The sequence below is a fragment of the Aureliella helgolandensis genome, from assembly GCF_007752135.1.
Lineage (GTDB): Bacteria > Planctomycetota > Planctomycetia > Pirellulales > Pirellulaceae > Aureliella > Aureliella helgolandensis.
Genome location: NZ_CP036298.1, coordinates 166,131 through 188,711, shown reverse-complemented (window position 1 = coordinate 188,711; position 22,581 = coordinate 166,131). Strand labels below are relative to the sequence as shown.

Here is a 22,581-nt window from a genome sequence, read left to right as displayed (position 1 = left end):
ATCCCAGGCCGATCTGGCCGCTACCTTCAAAGCTCAAAAAAGCTACGACTCCACGGCTTGTTGATGTAGTTGCCTTTTCAATTGCCATGCTCAAATCGCACCCCGAATCGAATTGCAACCGCAACGGATCCGGTCTTGCTTACGCGGCGGGATTCCAAATTCAACAAGCCATCAAGCTCAAGGGGGAGCACTCTGCGATTGCTCGCATTTTTCCGATCCTCCAGCTTGCCGGGACATTTCTATTCGCGGCATTTCTGGTCCAACCACGGAATTGAGAGCCTGCCCCACTGGTTCACCCTCCAGACCAGGGCTTAAGCAATCGATGAAGACCAAGAGATTGCGACACGAATTTTCGTGCCCGAAAGCGAAATTTAGTAAACAGCATGCGGTATACTGGTTGGCCTCGTCTCACTCTCTACGCGATCTCATGGATTCAATAACCATGCCTACCGACCTGCCCCCAACACCGGCAACGAACTCTGCTTCTGTCTTTTCAAGAGCAAGTAAATTGTTCTTGCGATCCGCGATAGTTTTCTTCAGTTTCTGGACCTGCGGCTTGGCGATTGAAGTTGGAGATGCGGTTGAATTCCAAAGAGCAGGGCAGACCTTTACTGGCAAAGTACTGGGCATACGGTCGGGCGGCAAGTTCGTTGAAGTGGAGGCGGTTCACGCTGGACAAACGCATAAGATTATCGTTAATGCCAACAGCATCAAGGTCCTCGGCGCTCCAGCAGCTAGTAAGCCCACGCGGACTTGGAGTGACGCCACCGGGCGATTTAAGATTGAAGCCACGCTCGAATCACAAACGGCCTTTGAGGTCGTTTTGAGGAAGTCCGATGGCACCCAGATCAAAGTTCCCTTGGGCTCGCTGTCGACTGCCGATCAGGAGTATGTCGCTGGTCTAGAAGAAGCCAATGCGAATCCCTTTGAAACGGGCATCATGAAACCAGGAAGCGGTTCGCCAACGAACAGTGCAGCCAACAACAGTGCAACCACTGACAATGCGGCGATTCATAGCGGCGCGAGCTCCCTTGGAGGCAATGCTGGCTTCGGACTGCCCGCAGCCAGCACATTCTCCGTCAAGCAGAGTATTGCTTTTCAGAACCTATCGCCGCCTGCCGACTTGGAAGCCGATCCAAGTCCCGTCGATTTTTCCAACATCGGCAATGCATCGATGACCATCCCTGAAGTTGCCTTTCGTGAAGAGGTGAGTCGCCCAGTAATCATCTCGGCCGATGGCACCCAACTTTGCTACCAAGTTCGCTCTCCCCAACGCGACGACAGTCCCTTTACCAAAATTTACATGGTCGATGGCAAACGCCGCAGCTCGGACATGGTGGGAGAATTTAAAGAGGATGCCGTATGGTTGGCCTCCGCCGATCCGGAGAGCGGTGACGTGCTCGGAATCGTGATGAAACGAGGTGAAGACAAGGCGAGCAGTCTATGCATTATCTCGGGCATCGCTACCAAGCAACCTCAAGTACGCGCCCATTGGCGATTGTTCCCCGACGCGGCTGGAAAATCAGACCACGTTCGGTTTCGCAAAGTCTTGGGGAATCAAGTTGCGGTCGTGATGACCGACAACCAATTGCGTGGATTCGACTATGGGACCAGCGAAGAGATATGGTCGTACCCGGCCAAGGCTTTCAATGAACCTGCCATTTCCCCAGGCGGTCGGTATGTCGCTTGCATGCTCGACAATCAGTGCGCGATCGTCGAGTCAAAGACCGGCACACAGCTTGGTTCCATCCCGGTCGACATGCCGGGCTCGGTAACCCTCGGCTTCTCTCCCGACGGACTCAGACTGGCCGTATGCAGTGGCACTCAACTGCGAGTCTTCGACGCTAAGACTGGCCAAGAACAATTATTCCATGAGGCCAATGTAAATTTGGGATCGATGGGGAAGCCCATTATGTGGCTGGACGACCAATATCTGCTTCTACCATCGGGAGCCTTGCTCAACCTGGATCAAAACCTGCTCGTTTGGAAATACAACATCTCTGATGACGCAATCGAGTATACCGACATGGAACACCAGGGCCTACTGGCGTTCGAGAGTTCCAAATCGCTAGGCCTGGTCCGCCTGCCTCACCCCGCAGCCTTGGCAAGTGCCAAGCGTGACACGTCCAACATTGCCGCTGTCCGGGAGGGGGAGTCCATGGCGGTGGTCGCCAGCGCTTCAGGACCAGGTATCTCCTCGGCTGACCTCAATAGCTGGCTAGGCGCCGCCGTTGCCGAGTCGGGGTATCAAGCCAGCAATTCAGCCACGACGCAGTTGGTCGCCTCCATCTCACGCGGTGAAACGCAAACCAAAGAGTATCGGATCATTGGCCGAGGTTTCGGTTATGAAAAAGTGACCTTCACCCCTTACATTTGCAAAGTGGAAGTGAAGCAAAACGGACAAATCCTCTGGCAGCGGAGTGTTACTAGCAGCCTACCTTTTATGATTCACGGCGACAAAACCTTGCAGGAATCCGCCAAGGAAGCTGAAGTTCCGAATGCCGCCTTTTTCAAGAACCTTAAGCTGCCTCCCCAAATCTTGAGACCAGAGTTTCAGAACGGCTTCGGAGCCAGCCAAGTATCCATTCGCGGAATCATCGACACCCAATCCTAGCCCATGGCCCCGGACGTGAACCTATGAAGTCTCCCCGCTCTCTACTTCTTGCAGCATGGCTGGTGCTGTCTCTGCTGCGTTTCGGCGCGGCTGCGGATACACGCCCCAACATTGTCTTCTTGATGGCTGACGATCAAGCCACCTACTCCATGGGGTGCTATGGCACGCCCGCCGCGAAGACGCCCAATCTGGACGCGCTAGCTCGCCGGGGAATGGTGTTCGACAACCACTACGACACCACCGCCATCTGCATGGCAAGTCGCGCCAGCGTGATGACTGGCATGTACGAATACAAGACCGGATGCAACTTTGAACATGGCCCAATGCACGACGAGGTTTGGCAGCAAAGTTACCCGGTACTGCTACGCGCTGCAGGATACCAGACTGCATTTGCTGGCAAGTTCGGCTTTGAAGTCGCCGCTGCCAGCGCGCCGAATAAACCCCACCTTCCCTCCGAGGATTTCGATGTTTGGGGAGGAGGCCCTGGACAGACCTCTTACCAGACGACTCAAAACCCATCGATGGCTCACTATGCTCGCGAGTACCCGCATTCCACGCTCTCCTACGGTGCCTTTGGACGAGACTTTATTGAGCAGGCAGCTAAGCAATCGACTCCCTTTTGCCTCTCGATTAGCTTCAAAGCTCCGCATCACCCAGTGCAGCCCGATCCGAAATTTGATTCGATTTACCGCGACACTCGGTTCACGAAACCTAAGAATTTCGGCCGTGAACATGGCGAACACCTCTCTCCACAAAGTCGCGAAGGTCGGCAGTACGAACGCTTTCATAGCTGGAGCTACAGCACGGACTACGATGGCGTGATGGCCAAGTACTTCCAGCAAATCTACGCCATCGACGTGGCGGTGGGTATGATTCGCGATGCCTTGGCAGCGAACGAGGTGCAGGACAATACAATCGTAATCTACACCTCCGACAACGGTTTCCTCTGTGGTTCTCATGGCTACGCCTCCAAAGTCCTCCCCTATGAGGAGGCTTCACGCGTACCGTTGATCATCCACGATCCACGCAGCCCGAACAGCGGGAAAGGCCTGCGATGCGATGCTCTAACGGGCAATGTGGATTTTGCGCCCACCATTTTAAAACTCGCCGGCCTGACTATCCCTCAATCAATCGATGGCGGAGATTTGATAAAGCTTTACGACTCCCCCGAGTCGACCATCCATGACGCTCTCCCGCTCATCAACGTCTGGGGTCCTCACCCAACCCACAGTCTAGGAATCGTAACCAGGGACTGGAAATATATCCGCTGGCCCTATGAGAGCGACCAATTTTCCGCCACCGAAGAGCTGTTCTACACGCGAGGAGATCCCCTAGAATTAGAAAATCTAGCCGGTGCGGAATCTGCTGCTGCCGAGTTGCAGAAGATGCGAGTTCTTTACGACGCGCAGGTAGAACATTGGCGGAGCCAAGCGGTCCCCTACAACAACTACCAGGACTTCGCCGAGTTCTTTCAACGAGCTCCTTGAGACTCGGATAGTTGCCGCTGCCCATAGCGCCATCGTCTTTGAGCATAATTTGGATGCTATCAAGACCGTCAACGACGCTCTCCATCTAGTGCATTGTCAAATGCTTAACTTTCGGGTTGCCCGGAAAAAGGTGTCCGACACCAAAAGCCGGAACGGCCCTTCGGGTGCTTTGCACTTTTGGTGTCGGACACCTTTTTCCGAACGCTCGCTAAACCCTAATTCTTAGTCTTGACAATGCACTAGGACCAAACAACACATCAGCACAGCCTCTGAGGCTCAGCCCCAGAAAACTGTAAAGACGCAAACAAACTCTGAAAACCACTTGACTTCAACTTCGCTGACGCCAGCTGCTATGCGAGCAGATTCTGCACAACATTCCCGTGAACATCGGTCAGACGGTAGTCACGACCGGCGTGCCGAAATGTTAGACGCTCGTGGTCAAGTCCCATCAGGCGCAGAATCGTGGCATGGAGGTCGTGAACGTGAACGGGTTGCTCGACGGCTCGCAGACCATGCTCGTCCGTCGCTCCATGGACGATTCCGGGACGAACTCCCGCACCGGCCATCCAAGAGGTAAAGGCCCACGGATGGTGTTCGCGGCCCTTAGCGTCTGCCGTGTTATTGAACGGCGTGCGACCGAATTCGGTTGTCCAGACGACCAGAGTTTCATCCAGCATTCCACGTCGCTTCAGATCTTTCAGTAACCCGGCAATGGGCTGGTCGACGTTGCTGGCAAGGGCAACGTGACTCATCATATCGCCGTGAGCGTCCCAATTGTTCGACGAGCCGGTATCGATCAATTCGACAAAACGGACACCTCGCTCGACCAATCGACGCGCAGCCAGACATTGCCAGCCAAAGCCCGTCGTCTGACCAGGTTGCAGTGCGTAACTGTCAAGAGTCTCTGCGGTTTCGTCAGAAAAATCGAACGCATCCGGAACGGCCATCTGCATCCCGAACGCAGTTTCGAACGACTTCATTCGAGCTGAGAGTTCAGAATCTGCAGAGCGTGCCTGCAGATGCGATTGATTCATCGCCCGCAATGCGGCCAGTTCTAAACTCTGCCGATCTACGGGTACGCGAGGCTTCACATTGGCGACGGGCTCTGCTCCGGGAACGACCAAAGTGCCCTGGTGCGCGGCTGGCAAGAAATCGTTGGCGTAGACCTGAGTTCCGGCATAGGTCTGCTGGGGAGCGATGACCACAAAACCGGGAAGATTGCGATTCTCGGTTCCCAGTCCGTAACTCATCCACGAGCCGAGACTCGGTCGAGAAAATGCAAACGATCCGGTATGCATTCCCAATGTGGCGTTGTAGTGATTGGAATGAGACGTGTGCATCGAGCGAATCATCGCGATGTCGTCCACGCAAGTGGCCACATGGGGAAACAGTGCGCTAACCTCTGTACCACAGTGGCCATGCCGCGTGAATTCCCACTGGGGTTGCTTCAAGAAAATCCGCTCGTATCCGGGACGATCTTTGATCTCCGGATGATCGGCATTAATTTCTTTACCGTGGTCTCGATGCAACTGCGGCTTCGGATCAAACGTATCCACATGCGACACGCCTCCTGTCATAAACAGAAAGATCACATTCTTCGCACGAGCCGGGAAGTGTACGGCTGGCTTCGCCAAGGAATCGCCGCTGTCGGCCAGAAGTTGTTGAACGATTCCCGGCAACAGCAGTGAACCACCCACTGCAGAGCGAAGCACAGAACGACGATTAATGGTAGAAGTATTCATCTTTATCCAGCTATTAATCCAGGTACAGGAATTCGTTGGATGCCATCAGGACGCGTGCGAATGCCGACCACTTTTCCGATGGCGTGCCGGGATAGCTCGCAAGAAAGCGCTCCGCCACTTGAACCTCCGAATCCGAAGCAGCACGTTGAAACAAAACTCGAAACGCGTTCTCGATTTGCTCGTCGCCGCTCGTGCGACTGGCAAACGCAGCCGCTTGAGCGTGAAAGAAAGGATCGTTCAGGAAGTACAATGCCTGAGTGGGAACAGTTGTAGCCTGCCTGGAGGCCGTGCTGGAGTTCGGATCGGCTCCATCGAACAAGGCTAAATACGGATGACGGCGCTGACGCTGTACCATCAGAAACACGCTACGGCGATCGGTCTCGTAGACAGCATTGAAGGGAGTATGCTGTGTGTAGGCCCACTCTGCCGCAGGCGGAAACGGATGAGCTTCAGCAAATGAGTAATCGAGCTGGCCGCTGGCGGTTAGCAACGTGTCGCGAATCTCCTCGGCTGTCAAACGTCGCGGTGAAAAGTGCGACAACCAGAGATTTTCTGGATCAGCAGCTGCCGGTGCCGCAGAGGCTATCGCATTGTGCCTGGGCATATCAGACGACAGCTCCTCGGGCACCGACGACGCACGCTGATAGGCAGCTGATAACATAATCAGTCGGTGCAAGGGTTTTACGCGGTATCCATTCGCTCGAAACTGCACCGCCAGCCAATCAAGCAGTTCTGGATGAGTTGGCGGATCGCCGCGCGTCCCAAAATCGTTGGGCGTTGCCACCAAACCGCGCCCAAAATGATTCTGCCAAATGCGATTGACCATGACTCGAGCAAACAGCGGATGCTGAACAATTCGGTCGGCAAGATCTCGCCGTCCACTCCCTCCATCCATGCCGACTCGCTCTCCACCAAAGATGGAAAGCCAGCGTCGCGGCACAGCGTCGCCAGGTTGCTCGGGGTCGCCACGCAATTGCACTGGAGCGTCGACGGGACTGGAGTCAACGGCTGCATAGGCCACTGGAATTGCAGGGGGGACCGGAGGCTGCATGGTCGTGGAAGAGAGGCGTTTGCCGATTTCGACCAAACCTTCGCCGTATTTCGGTGCGGCAATATGCTCCAATCGGAACGCAATACCGTCCAAGCCAGCAGCCGGATGTGAGTCGGTCAAGGTGCCCTGAATTTGGTATTCGCCGTCTTCTGGGCAAACCCACGCGACCGCCACGTTTCGGAGATGCCCGGGATGCAGGAAGAACGACTTGCCAGGCAGTGAGGTCCACACGGAAACGGGATCCTCCGATGCGTTGACCAATGACAACGGAGTATCGCCGATCGCCCACCCCCCTAGACTCGGCTGACCACTAACCATTGTTTTGCGTTCATTGAGAAACTGCGGGCCGTCGGTGACATCCAACAGACACCAGGCAGCTCCATTGTCAGCCATAGCGGGACCACTGGAGGCAAACGTGGAAATCAAGTTTGCCACGTTCCAGACAGCTGCTCGTGAGCCGATCCGAGAGATTTCCAGCTCAACGCGAGTCGTGTCGGCTCCATGCCCTTCATTCGGCAGCACGGTAAGCTGCAGTGTCTCGCCCCGCCGCAGTGTTAAACACCTCTTACCCGCAGATGCATCGGAACCCATTTCACCAGTCCACAATGCTACACTTTGCCCTTCGTCGACCTGAGATTCGGCAATCAATTGCGTCGCACTAGTCGCCAGATCCCGAAGGCGAATTGTTTCCTGGGGAAGCAACTGCGTCTGTTGTTCATAGCTTGCCAGCTTCGCTGCGTAGTCAGCTTGCAGAGACTCGACAGCAGCAGCATCAAGCAATGGCACGAGATCTCGCGGTTGCCCCTGTGGCTCACATCCTGGAAACGACAATCGCGTGCTGGCGAAGATTCCGTACAGGGCATAGTAGTCTTCCGCAGTGACCGCGTCGTATTTGTGATCATGGCAACGAGCGCAGCCGAGTGTAAGTCCTAGGAAATTCTTGCCAAGATTATCGATCAAATCTTCATGCGTCAGGTAAATATCCTTGTCGATGTCGTGACCGAATCGCCGGGCGATGGCCAGATAGCCAGTCGCTATAATCCCTTCAGCTCTTGCGTTTCCGTCACCCGAATTCATGGCAATGTCACCGCAGATCTGCAAGCGAGCGAATTCATCGAACGGCATATCGCGATTAAACGCATCCAATACCCAGTTTCGATAACGCCATGCATGCGGCAATGGGCGATCGGTATTCTCTCCAGCGGTGTCGGCGTAACGCACGACATCCAACCAGTGCCTCCCCCAGCGAACTCCGTATTGCGGCGAAGCCAGCAGGCGTTCAACGACTTTCGAGAACGCGTCGGCCGAGTCGTCGGCAAGAAATCGATCGACGTCCTCCGGCCTAGGTGGCAAACCGATCAAGTCGTAGGTTGCCCGGCGAATCAGCGTCCGTTTATCGGCAGGCGGAGCCATCGACAAAGAGCGGCGGGAGGATTCCGCATTCACCAATGCATCTATCTGTTCCGACGTGGGTTCGCCGGCGAAATCCGGCAGCGGTTGAAAGGCCCACCATGCTTCGGCTTGCTGTCGGCTCATGCCACCGATCGTATCCATGCCGCTTCGCGGGTCGGGAGCTCCCATCGCCACCCATTGGGTTAGAACGGCGATTTCATCCTCCGATAACTTTCCACCTTTGTCTGCGGGAGGCATTTCCATGGAGCCATAGTTGATGGCGTCAATCAACAGACTTTCGTCCGGCTTATTCGGAACGATGGCCGTACCACTTTCTCCGCCGGCCTGCCATCCGGCCGCTGTCTCGAGTGACAAACCGCCGCCTGATTTGGCTCCCGAGTGACACTCAAAACAATGCTTGACCAACAATGGCCTAACTTGTTTCTCAAAAAATTCTTCGTCCGCGATTGCCGGAGTGCCAATTGCCAATGCAGCTAGGAGGCCAGATATGCGCAACGGCCAGCGAGACGTGGGAGCGGCAGCAATTGAACTTCGACGCGGAGTATTCATGGCGATTGGTGTCGTGACGATTCATTCGGGGCAGGCACCACGGTCCGAGTCGTGTCGACCATGGCAAGTTTGAGTTCACGTGCGAGCTCAAGGGGGAATTCTATTCTAGTCGACCAATGCGGCGTGGTGTGGTCGTTCGGTCCAAGGCACTCTGTCGGCGACGAGCATTCTGCAAACATAGCGGAAATACGAACACTTCTCGCAGATCGCCACCATTGCATTGAGAACGAGTACGACTTTGGGATTCCCGTGGTGGCGTTCACCGAGAAGTGAAGGATGATGCGTTGGCGATGATTGCCGCCTGTTGGCTTACCTCGTCTGTTCGTGATTGCCAACCGCCTTCGATCAACGGCCAGCCATCCAGCACTCAGAACAGGTAAAGCGTACACGGCCAGCAGACGTTAACCCCGCACCGCCACTGTTCCTTTCGCTTCTCTCGTCTAGTTCGCGGTTGAATGCATGTCCACGCGACGATCGATGCAGGTGACGGCATTCGGGCGATCGACCCTCGAGTAAAATAGACAGGCCCTGGGAATTGCGTGCAATGCTTGGGCAGGGCCTCTGCCTGGGATCCCACTGGGCGGTGCACCTAGGAAGTTGCCGGATATATCAGGAATCGCCAATTGTTAGGAAGCGTTGCCTGATTTGTGAGCCCTACTCGCTTGGAGACAGCAGGGTTCCCGCTTGCGTGGGAATGCTGAGCAGGCAGTGCAACTCAGCCGATGATTTCCTGCTGATAGAAGCGCGCCAGTTCGCGGAACAGGTCGGGCCATTCGGCTTGTAGCGCTTGCGGTACTTCGAAAAACGTTTCACTGGCAACGGCAAAAAACTCAGCAGGGCTCGTGGCACCATAGCAATCCAGAACTGCCGGATGCCCACGGCTACACATTTCTCTCAATCGCTCGAAATCACGCTCTAGAATTTCCTGCCAGCCTGCTGCAACTTCGGAGGATTCGATGGGCGGAATGCCGTCGGCGTGGCTTCCATTGCGCATGTCAAACTGATGCGCAAATTCGTGAATGACTACGTTGCGTCCGCGGTTGTGCCCCTGCACGGTGGCCAGCACATCCGACCAAGACAAGACGACCGGACCGCGGTACCAGGCTTCGCCAGCGCGACCGCTTTGCTCCTCCATCACGACGCCCGAACCAAGATTGCTTTGCGATTTGGCGAGATAGGCATCGGGATAGACTAGGATGGATTTGATTTCGTCGAAGTACTCATCGTCGAAACCAAGGGTCATGCGGGCAATTTGAGCTGCAATGGTAACGCGATGTTCATCGGTTAGAACCAATCCACCGCAGCCCTCCCAATTCTTCTCGGCCACCACAATCTGCACCGACTGCCTCAGGTGGTGCTGCTCATCCTGATGCAAATGAGTGAAAAAGGGAATCGAGGCCTGCAACGTCCGTTCCCAGGATGCCGAGACCGGTTTAGCTAGGATTCCAGATCGTTTCCAACGCCGCAGCCAACTAAACATAGGTCGTACACATTTCGTCGTTCGAGCGGAGAACTAGCCGATCATCGGATCATTTGAACCATCACCGACTCCGGCAGCGGAGTGTTTCCAATAGCTTCCTCGTCCAGTAGAAACCAGAGTTGACCGTTGGTTGGACGGATCAATTGTGACGGATAGAGATCGGGATCGTGTGGCGCATGCCAGACGATAGCCAGCGCTTCCTGCTTTGCCGCTCCGCTAATCAAGAACGCGACATTGCGGGCCGCGTTCAGGGCAGGGGCGGTCAACGTAATTCGCCAAGTATCGAGCTTCGGTACCTGATTCGCGACGGCGACACTCTTAGATTCGTGAATTGCAGCCGTACCCGGGAAGAGCGAGGCGGTATGCACGTCATCCCCCATTCCCAGCAAGACGCAACTAATGCGTGGAAACTCACCATCCTTGGAAGGCAGACGCTCCCGCAATAATTGATCGTAGGCGGCGGCGGCTTTCTTGGGATTTCCACCTGGCGTTGGAACACCGAGTACGTTTTCTTGAGGAATGTCGATGTGGGCTAGGAGGTTTTCCTGCACCATCTGGTAATTGCTTTGTGGATCATCGACAGGGACATTCCTCTCATCCCCCCAAATCAAAATCACTTGCTGCCAATCAATCTTACCAACGGGCAATTCTGCCAAAAGCTGATAGAGTCGTTTGGGAGTTGAGCCACCAGCCAGCGCGAGGACAAAGGGGGTCCTCACTAGCTCACCGGTCTCCGCTGCCGCTTCGATTTCTTCGCGCCGATGCTGTTCCATACAGCGAACGAGCCAATCACGGGCGTAAACCGCCAGCGATTCAGCATCACTACAAACGTGGACCTGGTCTCTCATATACCTCTCGCGACTCAATTTTCAATGCAATGAAGTTCTATTTTTAAGCTTGTGGTTCTGTCATGCGGAACGGATCCAGCGCTTCCCGCAACTGATTTTCCGGCAACAGCTTCTGTTCGACACAAAGTTCGCGGATCGTCTTGCCCGAGGCGAAAGCCTCCTTGGTTAGCTTTGAAGCCTTTTCGTACCCGATCAGGGGATTCAAACTGGTCGCCATCGACAGGCTCTGTTCCACGGCCGCTTCACAGACATCCGCATTGACTTCCAAGCCCTGCATGCAGAACTCGATAAACGCGTTCACCCCGTTGGCCATCAAATCGATGCTTTCCAACGTGGTGTGCCCCATGACTGGCATCATGATGTTCAACTGGAAATTCCCACCTGCAGCGCCGCAGGTAGTGACGGTTTGATCGTTCCCCATGACTCGCGCGGCAACCTGCATGAGGCTTTCGCACATCACGGGGTTGACTTTGCCGGGCATAATGGAGCTGCCAGGTGCACGCTCTGGCAAGGCGACTTCGAAAAACCCGCAGCGTGGCCCCGATCCGAGCCAACGAATATTGTTGGCTACATTGAACAGAGTGGAAGCGATCGTCTTGAGTTGCGCGTGGCACTCGACCAAACCATCCCGCTGCGCGTTGGCTTCGAAATGGTCGGCGGCTTCCACGAACGCGATTCCCGTTTCGCTCGCCAGTGACTCCGCCACCCGCTTGCCGAATTCAGGATGCGTATTGATGCCACTGCCCACGGCAGTCCCACCGACGGGCAATTCCAGGACGGCATTCAGCCCCCGTCGAGCGCGGTCAACCGACAACTCGAGCTGGCGTGCAAATCCGCCAAACTCCTGACCGAGTCTAAGTGGCGTAGCATCCATCAGGTGGGTGCGGCCAATTTTGATGATTTTATCCCAAGCCGCCGCTTTTTCGGCGAGTTGCTGCTGGAATCCCTGCAAAGCGGGCAGCAACTTACTCGAGATCTCGACTGCTACGGCCACGTGGATTGCGGTGGGGAACGTGTCGTTCGTGCTTTGCCCCATGTTCACGTGGTCGTTGGGGTGAATGGCCTTTTCAGCCGCCAATCGGTCTCCGCCACAAATTTCGATAGCTCGATTGGCGATGACTTCGTTGACGTTCATGTTGCTCGACGTGCCCGAGCCGGTTTGGAAGACATCGATGGGAAATTGGTCGGCCAATTCTCCCTGCGCCACTTCCTTGGCGGCACTGAACAGTGCGTCGACTTCGACTTGGGATAATGGATTCTTGCCACTGCCGGTGAGCTTGCCGAGTGCATGATTGGCCACCGCGCAGGAGAATTTGACCTGCCCCATCGCGCGGATCAGGGCAGGGGGGAGACGCCAGCCAGAAACCGGAAAATTCTCGACCGCGCGCTGCGTTTGGGCGCTGTAGTACGCGCCAGCCGGTACTTGAACTTCCCCCATTGAGTCGCGTTCGGTGCGAAATTCGGTCATTTGAGCTACTCCCAGTGAGATTATTGTTGGTTCGCTACCACTCCCGCTCGCTCTGAACCGGTGCGCGGAGACGCGTTGCAGCACGGTGGAACCGTAGATACGTGCAGGGTCCTCAACTTCGCGTGCTACTGTTTCATGGTAGCCAAGCACTCAAACTTGCCAACGGGGGTGGCCAAGGTTCGCAGACTACGCTCCATTCCATGCTCCTCTAGGGGGGAAGGAAAACCAAACGCTTTTGAGCTATATTCTAGGGCAACCTCCCTCCCGCAAGCTCCGCGAGTCCTTTCATCACCACTTGCGAACAGGTTGCAACCCCAGCGAGCTTCTCCGAGAATCATTCGAATGCATCCGAATCCAACCGCCTTTTCTTTCCCTTCTTCCAGGTTTTCTCTACGAATCCTCTTGGTGGCTTTGTTGATCCTAGCTAATGGGATGGCATTCGCTCAGCGTGGCAATGCTCAGGAGCCAGCTCCCGAGAATACCGCCGCAGCGACCGAGTCCGCCTCCCCCAACTCGACTCCCCCTCAGGACACAGACGAGGCGGCCGACCAAGCCTCACCTGTCGCACCCCAGCCGCGGGATTTTAACGCGTGGCGACCGCTGGCGGCCATGTGTCTTGGCATTACCGTCGTCCTGGGCTTGATGATCGGGCTCAAGGTGCACGCCTTTTTCGCCTTGATCCTAGGCGCCTTAGTGATCAGCTGCTGGATTCCGCTGGATGTGGTCGGATTCGTCAAATCGCCTGTCCCAGATGTCGTCCGCAACGCTTCACAAGCGGCGCCGATCCAAATCGTCAATCGCGTTACCAACTCCCTAGGTGGAGCGGTGAGCGGGATTGGCATTTTGATCGCCATGGCAGCGATTATTGGAAAATGCATGCTGGTAAGCGGAGCAGCCGATCGCATCGTCAAATCGGCACTGGCAATTTTCGGTGAAAAGCGGGCCGCACTGGCGATGATGGTCAGCGGCTTCATCCTGTCCATTCCCGTGTTCTTCGATACGGTGTTCTACCTGCTCGTCCCGCTCGCGCGTAGCCTCTACCGTCGCACCGGCAAAAACTACCTGCTGTATTTGGGAGCTATCGCCGCTGGTGGGGCAGTCACGCACACTTTGGTGCCTCCCACCCCAGGTCCGTTGCTAGTTGCGGAGGCACTAGAAGTCAGTATCGGCACGGTCATGCTCATTGGGCTGTGCGTCGGCATACCTTCGGCAGCCATTGGCCTGCTTGCGGCCGCTTGGCTCAACAAGAAGATGCCTATCGAGATGCGGCCTATGGCAGGTTCGGGAGCTGCGGCAGAGGAAAAGGAATTCACCGTCCTACCCTCGCTGCCCATGGCTATTATCCCCGTTCTATTGCCCGTCTTGCTGATTTCTATCGAAACAATCTTTAGCACGATGGTTGGGAAAAATCCAACAAACGAGAACATTCAAACCATACAGAGTTGGTTGAAATTGATTGGCAGTCCCAATTTGGCCATGATCCTGGCTGCCATATTTGCGATCTTCCTATGCTGGAAAGTGCAGAAGCACTCCTTGAAGGCGCTGGCAGATCATGTCGAGGACGCCTTGCTAAGTGGTGGAGTGATCATCTTGATCACTGCTGCAGGGGGCGCCTTCGGTGGCCTGTTGGCCATGACAGAAATCCAGTTGGTGGTCAAATCCTTGTTCGAAGGAAACGAAAGCGGTGGGCTCATTGTCCTAGTCGTCGCCTTTGGCCTCTCCGCCGCGTTGAAGATCGCCCAGGGCTCGAGCACCGTGGCCATGATCATCAGCTCTTCGCTAGTTTCCTCCATCGCACTACCACTGGCCGCCAGTGACAATCTCGGCTTCCATCCAGCCTATCTCGTGAGCGTCATTGGCTCCGGTTCCCTGATGGGCAGTTGGATGAACGATTCGGGATTCTGGGTCTTCTCGAAGATGGGCGTACTCACCGAGGGGGAAACGCTGCGAAGCTGGACCGTTTTGTTGAGCATTCTCAGCATTTCGGGCTTCCTACTCACCACGCTCATGGCCACTATTTTTCCATTGGTATAGAGAAGGAATTCTTGCATGTGGAGTTCACCGGCAGACAGTAAAGCGGCATTGGGCGACTCCTTTACCGAGCGGCCTATCACCAGCGCTCTGTCAGGCTGCATTTATGCCGCCTTTGTCATCCTGGTCAGCTCGGGCATGATGCTGGTGAACGCCCTGTTCTGCCTCACGATTTACTCGTCATTGCCTAGCTTAGGCAGTCCGGCCATTTCCCAGCGCATTGGGCAGTTGTTTTACTTCATCATGCCGGTGGCTCTAATGATTATCGAATGGAACAGCATCGACCGGCTCACACGCCTGTTCCACCACGAAGACACCACGCAAAAAGACCCCCATGACTGAGATCGTACTGATTCGACATGGCCAATCGGCTAACAATTCCTTGCCAGCCGAGCAGCGTGTCCCGGATCCAGCCCTGACGGAACTTGGAGCGCTCCAAGCCCGGGAGACAGCCCGCTGGCTGGCTCAGTCCGGGCCAACCCATCTGTACTGCAGCCCCTTCCTACGCTCGCTTGAGACGGCTCGACCGCTGGCAGAAATGACCAATCTGCCCGTTTTTGTGCATGGTGAATTATTCGAAGAAGGTGGGTGCTACAGTGGCCATGCAGCGGGGCAAGAGATCGGCGAGCCCGGCATGGGCCAACGCGAACTCGCCGCCCGCTACCCAACTTGGTCGATCGACGTGAACATCCCCGAAACCGGCTGGTGGAATCGCAACTACGAATCGCCCGCTGAAGCTCTGGCTCGGGCGGCGCGTACCGTAGCTTGGATGCAAGAAACGCTACTCCCGCTCGGAGGCCAGCATGTTCTGGTCATCCATGCAGATTTCAAACGGCGATTACTCGAGGTCATGCTCCCCACTGGAACCGCGGGAAATATGGCCGATTATCTAGGGCCACTTCACAACTGCGGTGTCACCCGCATTTACCAGCAAGGCGAGCGATGGATGCTGCGGTGCGTCAATGCAACCGGTCACTTAGATACCAACGCAATCACTTAGAAAGCCTGACAACCCTCTGAGAGCCACACCTAGGCGGCGTCATCGCACCGGCAGAAGGTGAGCACATTGTGCGCTGATTCAATGTGGGCCAGCGACTCAATGCAGGGGATTGCGAGACTTTAGGCTCTGCGGCTGGAATCGCCTTGCCTTCTCCCCCCTGAATACCCACGGAGATGTCGGAAAAGCTGTCCGATATCAAAGTGTCAAGCACCCAACGTCCCGCGTGTTGGCGCGGGAATAGCGTTCCGGCGTGCCCTGAATTTGGCTTCACGCGAAACTCAAGTTTGGCCCACGCGGCACTGGCGGCCAAACGAGCTGGCGGCGATCGCGAGAGTTACCACCAGCATCAAGCCAGCTTGCGATGCTCCCTGCGGGTCCAACAATTCACTGGGCCCGACTACTCCGCATTTCGTGCATGCGACTCTTGGCCGTGACGAAGTCCGCGTATTGGCATTCGAGCTCTTCAAGCTCGGCATCAAGCCAATTTTCGAGCGTCTCCAATGGAGCACTCTTTACTCGCTCTGTTAACCAATCCCAGTTCGGCGTCGCCTCATCGGCTGGCTTGGAACCGGCTGAATCGCTGTAGCTGGTCATTGCATTTGCCCCGATTAAAAGTTGGCATCGGTTTTTTGTATCGGCACCCTGCTGCACTGTATTACGCTCCAATTGCTTGGAAAGTTCTGAAAACCAGTGCGGTGAGCTGTTTGGACGTCAGGGAGGACACAAAGGTTCGCTGCAAAACCGATGCCATTGACGTCTCAACCTCCAGATTGCTTTGTAAACCCTTATAAGTCAAACATTTGCGATCGACAATACAAGTTCGTTCAAAATTAATTTTGCTGCCAAAAGGAGACATTTCCGTTCCACATTGAGACATTTTGCGACAAATGCGGCAGGAAGCACCGCGCCGTCGCGGCAGTATTTCCAGAAAAAGCAGACGATTCTTCCAAGAGACCGACAGCCACAGCGAATAACCGTGCATAGACAGCAAGGCCCAAGTTGGCAGGGCTAGCCTCGGCTGGCTTCGGGAAGCTGACAGCATTCAAACACATACTCGATTGCACGAACGAGCTCATGGACTATGACCTCGCAAATGCCTGTAAGCCTTAACCGGTTGGAGAAATAACATGTTAAAGAAGATTACCTTGCTCGGAGTGCTCGCGCTACTCGGAACGGTAACTGTCGCCGGCACTGGAGCCTGGAGTTATGTTCGGACCGGGGTGACGACCGCCAGCGAATCGGTCCGCAGCAGCGTCCCCATCGAATGGGAACTCAAGCGGGCGCGGCAAATGATTCAAGACCTCAAACCTGAGATTGCCAACAATCTCCAAGTGGTCGTTCGCGAAGAGGTCGAAGTCAAGAAATTGAGCGACCAGATCGTGAAGAAGCAAGCCTCGCTGGCTCAAAACCGCGACGACATCATGCGGCTCAAGGAAGATCTGCAAAGCGGCTCAACAAAGTTTGTCTACGCAGGTCGCAATTACTCAGCGTCTCAGGTCCAAGAGGACCTGTCCCATCGCTTCAAGCAGTTTCAAGTTCATGAGGCGACAACCTCGAAACTTGAACAAGTCCTGGACGCCCGTGAACGGAACCTAGATGCGGCTCGGATGAAGCTGGATGAGATGCTAGCCGCTAAACGCGAATTGGAGGTTCAAGTTGAGAATCTGCAAGCTCGAATGACGATGGTTGAAGTCGCGCAAACCGCCAGCCCTGTCTCGATCGACGATAGCCAACTTAGCCACACTCGACAACTGCTGGACTCGATTGCAACGCGGATCGACGTGGCTGAACGGCTTGTCGATAGTGAGGGTTCCCTGGCCGGCAGCATTCGCTTGGATGAACCGCAGGACGATAACTTGCTCGACGAAATTGCGACCTACTTCGGTGAAGGACAACCCGAAGTCCAAACACTGGTCAGCTCGCAAGAGTTGTAGGGAAAGCCTTTCATCAGTCCTCCCGAGCAAAAGTTCACCGATCGCCCTCCGCGGGAGCCCCTGCGGAGGGCGTCGTGCGCAGGCAGTGCCACTAAGATGGATTACAATGGAAAGCCGCCTTGGAATGAATGCAGCGCTACAGGGATTGATTGGACCTTGGAGGAAATTCATGCTGGAGCCCAACTCGACATCCGCTCCCACGCCCCTCCCTCCCTCTTCGCAATCAAGCGACTCTCCTGCGGGCGAGTTGCTAGCATCAAGCTCGGCGGGAAAACAGCGCCGAATCTTATGGATTGATGGGGTTGGAGGATACTTGCTCGTCAGTTCCAACGACATTGTGATTGGCCAGGCTCTCTCCGGAAGCCCTGTCTCGGTACCGATTGTGGGTGATTTGAGCCGGCAAGCGGCGGCCATCATTCGCAGCGGCAGCGACTACTTGCTCCAGCCACTACAGTCGACGCGGCTTGATGGCGCAGCAGTAGAGCGACCACAATTATTGCATTCTGGACACACCCTGCAGCTGGGCGAGCGCGTGAAGCTGAAGTTTACCGTCGCAAATCGCTTGAGTGCGACGGCCCGACTCGACTTGGTCAGCCACCATCGCTTTAAACCGAGCGTGGATGGTGTTTTGCTGATGGCCGACTCCTGCCTGCTGGGCGCTACGAACCATTGCCACATCGTCTGCCCCAACTGGTCGCAGGAAGTTCAGCTCTACCGCCACCAGGAGAATTGGTTCTTTCGACTACCAATGGGCGTAACCATCAATGGTCAGCCCAGTGCGGGCAAGGTCCCGCTAGTGTCGGGAATGCGCGTGCAAGGAGAGGATTTTTCACTGAGTATTGAATAGATCGCACTGAGTCGCCTCCTGCTTGCCCAAGCGAGCTCGGAGAAAAAGCGGCGCCCTATGTTGCCCGTTTTTATGCCAAGATACAAAGCCCCTGAGACGAATGCTAAACATCCACCGACTTGCGTCGGCTGCCTAGCGACCGCCGATTCAGTCACTTTGCGATCGACCCAACCAATGCAATCCGAAGCGTAAACATAAACAAGGCCCTACTACCCATCCTTCGCTTAGCGGCATATCCGAAGAGTACCCCGCCGCAGGAGCAAGGCAAGAGTCATAGGCACCTACTTACGCCTCACTCCCAGGCTGAGCCTGGCGACCACAATACTGGACGGAACGACAAGGGATGGGCACTGGCCCAGACACTCCCACAAATTTGGCACAGCTCGTAACCATTTCGAGAAAAGCGATCCGACACGTGATTACTGCACAAGGAACAGCCATGAAATTTAGATTTGGCAACGGCGATCAGCCCTTGAGCGGTTTCACCATCAAGCGCGGGGTGGGCGTTGGTGGATTCGGTGAAGTCTACTTCGCGATCAACGATGCGGGTAAGGAAGTTGCCCTAAAGCAGATCCAACGCAACTTGGATGTCGAGGTCCGAGGGGTTCGGCAGTGCATGAACCTCAAGCACCCCAACCTCATTGCCTTGTACGACATCAAGTTCGACGAGGAGAGCCAGGGCTGGATTGTGATGGAATTCGTATCGGGTCGCAGCCTCCGCGACGTGATCGAAAACCACCCTCAAGGTTTACCTCGCGAGGAGCTCAACCGTTGGTTCGGCCAGATCGCCGCTGGCGTAGCTTATCTCCATGACCACGGCATTGTGCACCGCGATCTCAAGCCGGCCAATATTTTTGAAGACGAGGGAATCGTCAAAATAGGCGACTATGGCCTGTCGAAGTTCATCTCCTGCTCGCGTCGCGGAGGCCAAACCGAAAGCGTGGGCACGTTCCACTACATGGCTCCAGAGATCGGCAAAGGCGAGTACGGTAAAGAGATCGACATCTACGCGCTCGGTGTCATCCTGTACGAGCTGGCAACGGGCATGGTTCCCTTTGACGGCGAGAGCAGTCAAGAGATCATCATGAAACACCTGACCTCCGATCCAGATCTCTCCCTAGTCCCCTCGCCGTTACGGGAGGTCATCGCCAGCGCGCTGGTCAAAAACCCCGCTCAGCGTTTTAGCGATGTGCGAGACATGGTGCGTCCCCTGGGAATGGAAGTTGACGACCGCTACTTGCTAGTTCGGACACGACCTACCGGACTACCGCCAGTCGTCGGCTCCCAATCAACCAATCCATCCTTTGCTCAAACGGCACCTCACACTTCATCTCCGCAGCCTCAGGCAGCCGCTTTTAATCAGCCGTGGAGTGCGAATCGTCCCGAACGCTCTCTGGAGCCCCAGCCTGAGGCATCCGCCAGCGCTGCTGCCGCCAGCCAACCGCAGCAACGTCAACCTTCACAGCCAACCATCACCTCGGTTAAATTCAAGGAGCCGATCGCGCGCGGCATCCACACCGGCTGGCTCCGCATCAACCATTGGTGGAGCCACCTCAACCTCAACGGCGGGGCGCGCGCCGCGCTGTTAGCGTTGGCCGTCATCTTTTGCATCTTCAGCGCGGGCGAATTCGTCGGGCTGTTCATGCTCGGGCTGATGTTGTACGTCCCGTACTATGCAGTGTGGTGGCTATTGAATGGCACTGGAGCGGGCGCGCATCGATCGACTGGCCCTAGGCACAGCCCGCATTCCACGCCGCCAGTTGCTGCTCAGCCTGTTTACGGCGTCTCCCCCACCATGCCAACTCCGGCAGTAGCCCAGTCCGTCCCGCAACCCCAGAGAGTCAATCGCCCCAAAGTCAGTCGCCCGATGAGCCACAAGCAATGGCGACTCGCCCGGCGGATGCAATTGGCTCACGTGCGACGCGGAAGCGTGTGGAGCGAGGTCACAGGCAGCTGGCTTGGCGCCAGTGCCGTGATCGGAGTCTGCAGTGCTCTGGCGGTCCTGTTTCAAATTGGTGCTGGCAATCCGACCCAACCGGTCCTCATTGGGACGGTATGGATCGCACTGGTCTCACTGGCAACCGCCTGGATCTCCATCGGCCTCGGCAAACGCTGGCAGGCCGAAGAGGGCGATTGGGCCATCCGCAGTTTCGTTCAGTTGACCTGCGGTTTTGCGATTGGCCTGTTTGCCTACGCCTTGGCTGAATTCCTGATGGTCCCATGGAGCTCCATTGCCCAAGAAGGCTGGCGGGAGTTTCCGGTCCGACACTGGCACGGATTCTTTGATGCCCAACAGCAGCCCTTGCTGCCTGCATTCCTCGCCTACTTCCCGCTCGTCATGGGGCTGACTCACTGGTGGAAACAAGTCGATCCGCTTCGTCGTACTCGATTTAGCATTTGGCCCGTGATCTGGAGCATACTCATGGCTGGTGTGGTGCATTTGATCATCCCCTTTCCGCATCCCTGTGGAGCCTTGATTGCTGCTTGCACCTCCATCGCCATTCAGCTCTCCAGTCCTTGGATCAACTCGGCTGAACGCTTGCACTCACACACCTCACAAGCTGCCTAAAAAATATTGCTTGGGAAGAAACTGCCATGAGCCAAAACCGAAACACAACGTTGCCATCAACACCTCTCCGGGACCGCCACCTGGTCTGGGCACTGGTTGCGCTGCTCGTCGGCGCTCTGGTGAGCGACGTCGACGCTCAAGTCACGTTGAACTTGCATGTAACGTCTCCGGATGCGGGGCGTGCTCCAAGTCCACTGCTGATTGGAGAGACGCCCGACGTGGAAGCTGCAGTCGCTGACTCAGCCGACTCAGCTCCAATCCCCACGGAAACTACCGTCACAGAGGCTGCTGAAGTAGAGGGAGAAGCGGTCGAGGGAGAAACCAGCCAAGACATTCAAGTCGAAGTCGTCGAAACAGCCCCTCCACCAGCCAACCAAGCTGAGCAGACAGCCACTGCGACGTTGAGCGTGCCAGCGGACATCCCAGCCAGGGAACCCCGTCGGCTGTCAGTGGAACCCAACCTCAAATCGCTGCTGCCGCCAGATTACCCCGCCTGGATCGTAAGCGAGCCAGACTACTCACCGTCAGTTCACCTCTGGCCGGTAGGCTCGTTGCCGACCAATGCGGAGAGCGAATTGGACGGAGCATTGAAAGAGCCTCTGCTGGCGTCGGTCCGCGAGTATGTGGATCGCGTCGTGGTAAAAGAGCCTGGTGCCTATGCCCAAATTTCGGCTCTCGTTGATGACGCCTACATCCGCCTGAATCTCATCAATGACCTGGAGGGATACACGGCCGAACTGGAAACTGGTGGAGAGCCGATGTACCGAAAATGGGTATCGGTCTCCACCACACCCGCACAGCGTTTGCAAATCCTCAATTGGTACAAGCAATCGGTTCAACGCGAGCGGCTGGGCGTCTTGGCAACTAGCCTGATTACCTGCCTCGCCCTGGTAGGATTGATTCACCTAGCGCTCCGCAGCTGGCGAGGCGCCCCTAAGCTAGCGTCTCTGGGTGGTGGACACCCTGCTGAAGAAGCGGCGCGCCCCTCCCACCACTCAAGAAAGCGACGTAGCCTGTTCCCCCTTGCCATCCTGCTCTGCATCTTCGTGCTTCCAGCCTTGGTGTTGCTATCCTTCGTTTCTTTAAAAGTGCATCGTGAAGGAGTTCCAGTTCACGCCGAAAGGCTTCACGATGTCGCCCCCTCCGTGCCAGCCCCTCCCGAAGTGTTTGCCCCAGAACCTGACGTTTCGACCATGATTCCGCTCCCCCCCAGCCCGCCTCAAGCGGTCACCTGGACAGCATCCTACCCTCCGGCGCACACCCGGCATCCAGCCCCTAATTACCACCACGTCTCCGTAACCTCTTCAACGCCCACGACTGCCCCACTACATTTCATCGAGGGTGAAGTGCAGATGGAGCACGTGCCCGTGGCTCCTGCAATGCAACACACTTCCAGCGTGCGGATGAATCAACTGGCATGGGGCCCGGTAATTCTCTTGGTCATCGGGGCCAGTGCAGTAGGCCTCACTGCGTTCATCTGGTCGCGGCGCTAGTCGCTCCCGAGTTCAGAAACACTTTTGGTCTTCGCATCTCAGTAGCAAACCCACG

At 56.0% G+C, this 22,581-nt stretch carries 15 protein-coding genes; 9 read left to right on the top strand and 6 right to left on the bottom strand.

Going from position 1 to position 22,581, the window contains the following annotated elements; translation table 11 throughout:
• Window positions 1-514 precede the first annotated feature (514 nt).
• Together Q31a_RS00700 and Q31a_RS00695 are read left to right on the top strand one after the other, a co-directional pair.
• Complete coding sequence (locus tag Q31a_RS00700; RefSeq protein ID WP_197355980.1) at window positions 515-2,614, top strand: SHD1 domain-containing protein; 2,100 nt, start codon at window positions 515-517, stop codon at window positions 2,612-2,614.
• Between the two features lie 23 nt (window positions 2,615-2,637).
• Window positions 2,638-4,101: a sulfatase family protein gene (locus Q31a_RS00695; RefSeq protein WP_145072598.1), complete on the top strand. Its 1,464-nt coding sequence runs from the start codon at window positions 2,638-2,640 to the stop codon at window positions 4,099-4,101.
• A 350-nt stretch (window positions 4,102-4,451) separates the two neighbouring features.
• Here the strand turns inward: Q31a_RS00695 and Q31a_RS00690 are convergent, their stop codons facing one another.
• From Q31a_RS00690 to Q31a_RS00670, 5 genes are all read right to left on the bottom strand, one after another.
• The gene (locus Q31a_RS00690) at window positions 4,452-5,843 is read right to left on the bottom strand and encodes a DUF1501 domain-containing protein (protein WP_145072597.1); all 1,392 of its coding nucleotides are present in this window, start codon (window positions 5,841-5,843) and stop codon (window positions 4,452-4,454) included.
• A 13-nt stretch (window positions 5,844-5,856) separates the two neighbouring features.
• On the bottom strand, window positions 5,857-8,856 hold the full coding sequence (locus Q31a_RS00685) for a PSD1 and planctomycete cytochrome C domain-containing protein (RefSeq protein WP_145072595.1): 3,000 nt from the start codon (window positions 8,854-8,856) through the stop codon (window positions 5,857-5,859).
• Between the two features lie 715 nt (window positions 8,857-9,571).
• The gene (locus tag Q31a_RS00680) at window positions 9,572-10,336 is read right to left on the bottom strand and encodes a M90 family metallopeptidase (RefSeq protein WP_145072594.1); all 765 of its coding nucleotides are present in this window, start codon (window positions 10,334-10,336) and stop codon (window positions 9,572-9,574) included.
• 41 nt (window positions 10,337-10,377) lie between these two features.
• Window positions 10,378-11,184 carry a 6-phosphogluconolactonase gene (pgl, locus tag Q31a_RS00675; protein WP_145072592.1) on the bottom strand — a complete coding sequence of 269 codons (807 nt, stop codon included), beginning with the start codon at window positions 11,182-11,184 and terminating at the stop codon, window positions 10,378-10,380.
• A 43-nt stretch (window positions 11,185-11,227) separates the two neighbouring features.
• Window positions 11,228-12,652, bottom strand: a complete 1,425-nt coding sequence (locus Q31a_RS00670; RefSeq protein ID WP_145072590.1) for a class II fumarate hydratase — start codon at window positions 12,650-12,652, stop codon at window positions 11,228-11,230.
• Between the two features lie 432 nt (window positions 12,653-13,084).
• On the opposite strand from Q31a_RS00670, the gene Q31a_RS00665 reads away from it, so the two are divergent.
• The 3 genes from Q31a_RS00665 to Q31a_RS00655 are packed head-to-tail and all read left to right on the top strand — an operon-like array spanning window position 13,085 to window position 15,683.
• Window positions 13,085-14,686 carry a GntP family permease gene (locus Q31a_RS00665; protein WP_231691009.1) on the top strand — a complete coding sequence of 534 codons (1,602 nt, stop codon included), beginning with the start codon at window positions 13,085-13,087 and terminating at the stop codon, window positions 14,684-14,686.
• Between the two features lie 15 nt (window positions 14,687-14,701).
• Window positions 14,702-15,025, top strand: a complete 324-nt coding sequence (locus Q31a_RS00660) for a hypothetical protein (RefSeq protein ID WP_145072586.1) — start codon at window positions 14,702-14,704, stop codon at window positions 15,023-15,025.
• Window positions 15,018-15,683 carry a histidine phosphatase family protein gene (locus Q31a_RS00655; protein ID WP_145072584.1) on the top strand — a complete coding sequence of 222 codons (666 nt, stop codon included), beginning with the start codon at window positions 15,018-15,020 and terminating at the stop codon, window positions 15,681-15,683. The genes Q31a_RS00660 and Q31a_RS00655 overlap by 8 nt, the downstream gene beginning before the upstream one ends.
• 384 nt (window positions 15,684-16,067) lie before the next feature.
• Here Q31a_RS00655 and Q31a_RS00650 read toward each other — a convergent pair whose 3' ends face one another.
• The gene (locus tag Q31a_RS00650) at window positions 16,068-16,277 is read right to left on the bottom strand and encodes a hypothetical protein (RefSeq protein ID WP_145072582.1); all 210 of its coding nucleotides are present in this window, start codon (window positions 16,275-16,277) and stop codon (window positions 16,068-16,070) included.
• A gap of 533 nt (window positions 16,278-16,810) precedes the next feature.
• Between Q31a_RS00650 and Q31a_RS00645 the strand changes: the two genes are divergently transcribed.
• The 4 genes from Q31a_RS00645 (at window position 16,811) to Q31a_RS00630 (ending at window position 22,526) form a co-directional block, all read left to right on the top strand.
• Window positions 16,811-17,617 (top strand): hypothetical protein, encoded by an 807-nt coding sequence (locus Q31a_RS00645; RefSeq protein ID WP_145072580.1) that lies wholly within the window; start codon window positions 16,811-16,813, stop codon window positions 17,615-17,617.
• A gap of 106 nt (window positions 17,618-17,723) precedes the next feature.
• Window positions 17,724-18,464 carry an FHA domain-containing protein gene (locus Q31a_RS00640; RefSeq protein ID WP_145072578.1) on the top strand — a complete coding sequence of 247 codons (741 nt, stop codon included), beginning with the start codon at window positions 17,724-17,726 and terminating at the stop codon, window positions 18,462-18,464.
• 439 nt (window positions 18,465-18,903) lie between these two features.
• Window positions 18,904-21,033 (top strand): serine/threonine-protein kinase, encoded by a 2,130-nt coding sequence (locus Q31a_RS00635; protein ID WP_197355978.1) that lies wholly within the window; start codon window positions 18,904-18,906, stop codon window positions 21,031-21,033.
• Between the two features lie 26 nt (window positions 21,034-21,059).
• Window positions 21,060-22,526, top strand: a complete 1,467-nt coding sequence (locus Q31a_RS00630; RefSeq protein WP_145072574.1) for a hypothetical protein — start codon at window positions 21,060-21,062, stop codon at window positions 22,524-22,526.
• Window positions 22,527-22,581: the final 55 nt, after the last annotated feature.

Bases quoted from the DNA above. Each gene is read 5' to 3' on its own strand.
- Q31a_RS00695 (WP_145072598.1), top strand. From the start codon at position 2,638: ATGAAGTCTCCCCGCTCTCTACTTCTTGCAGCATGGCTGGTGCTGTCT.
- Q31a_RS00690 (WP_145072597.1), bottom strand. From the start codon at position 5,843: ATGAATACTTCTACCATTAATCGTCGTTCTGTGCTTCGCTCTGCAGTG.
- Q31a_RS00685 (WP_145072595.1), bottom strand. From the start codon at position 8,856: ATGAATACTCCGCGTCGAAGTTCAATTGCTGCCGCTCCCACGTCTCGC.
- Q31a_RS00680 (WP_145072594.1), bottom strand. From the start codon at position 10,336: ATGTTTAGTTGGCTGCGGCGTTGGAAACGATCTGGAATCCTAGCTAAA.
- pgl (WP_145072592.1), bottom strand. From the start codon at position 11,184: ATGAGAGACCAGGTCCACGTTTGTAGTGATGCTGAATCGCTGGCGGTT.
- Q31a_RS00670 (WP_145072590.1), bottom strand. From the start codon at position 12,652: ATGACCGAATTTCGCACCGAACGCGACTCAATGGGGGAAGTTCAAGTA.
- Q31a_RS00665 (WP_231691009.1), top strand. From the start codon at position 13,085: ATGGCATTCGCTCAGCGTGGCAATGCTCAGGAGCCAGCTCCCGAGAAT.
- Q31a_RS00660 (WP_145072586.1), top strand. From the start codon at position 14,702: ATGTGGAGTTCACCGGCAGACAGTAAAGCGGCATTGGGCGACTCCTTT.
- Q31a_RS00655 (WP_145072584.1), top strand. From the start codon at position 15,018: ATGACTGAGATCGTACTGATTCGACATGGCCAATCGGCTAACAATTCC.
- Q31a_RS00650 (WP_145072582.1), bottom strand. From the start codon at position 16,277: ATGACCAGCTACAGCGATTCAGCCGGTTCCAAGCCAGCCGATGAGGCG.
- Q31a_RS00645 (WP_145072580.1), top strand. From the start codon at position 16,811: ATGTTAAAGAAGATTACCTTGCTCGGAGTGCTCGCGCTACTCGGAACG.
- Q31a_RS00640 (WP_145072578.1), top strand. From the start codon at position 17,724: ATGGAAAGCCGCCTTGGAATGAATGCAGCGCTACAGGGATTGATTGGA.
- Q31a_RS00635 (WP_197355978.1), top strand. From the start codon at position 18,904: ATGAAATTTAGATTTGGCAACGGCGATCAGCCCTTGAGCGGTTTCACC.
- Q31a_RS00630 (WP_145072574.1), top strand. From the start codon at position 21,060: ATGAGCCAAAACCGAAACACAACGTTGCCATCAACACCTCTCCGGGAC.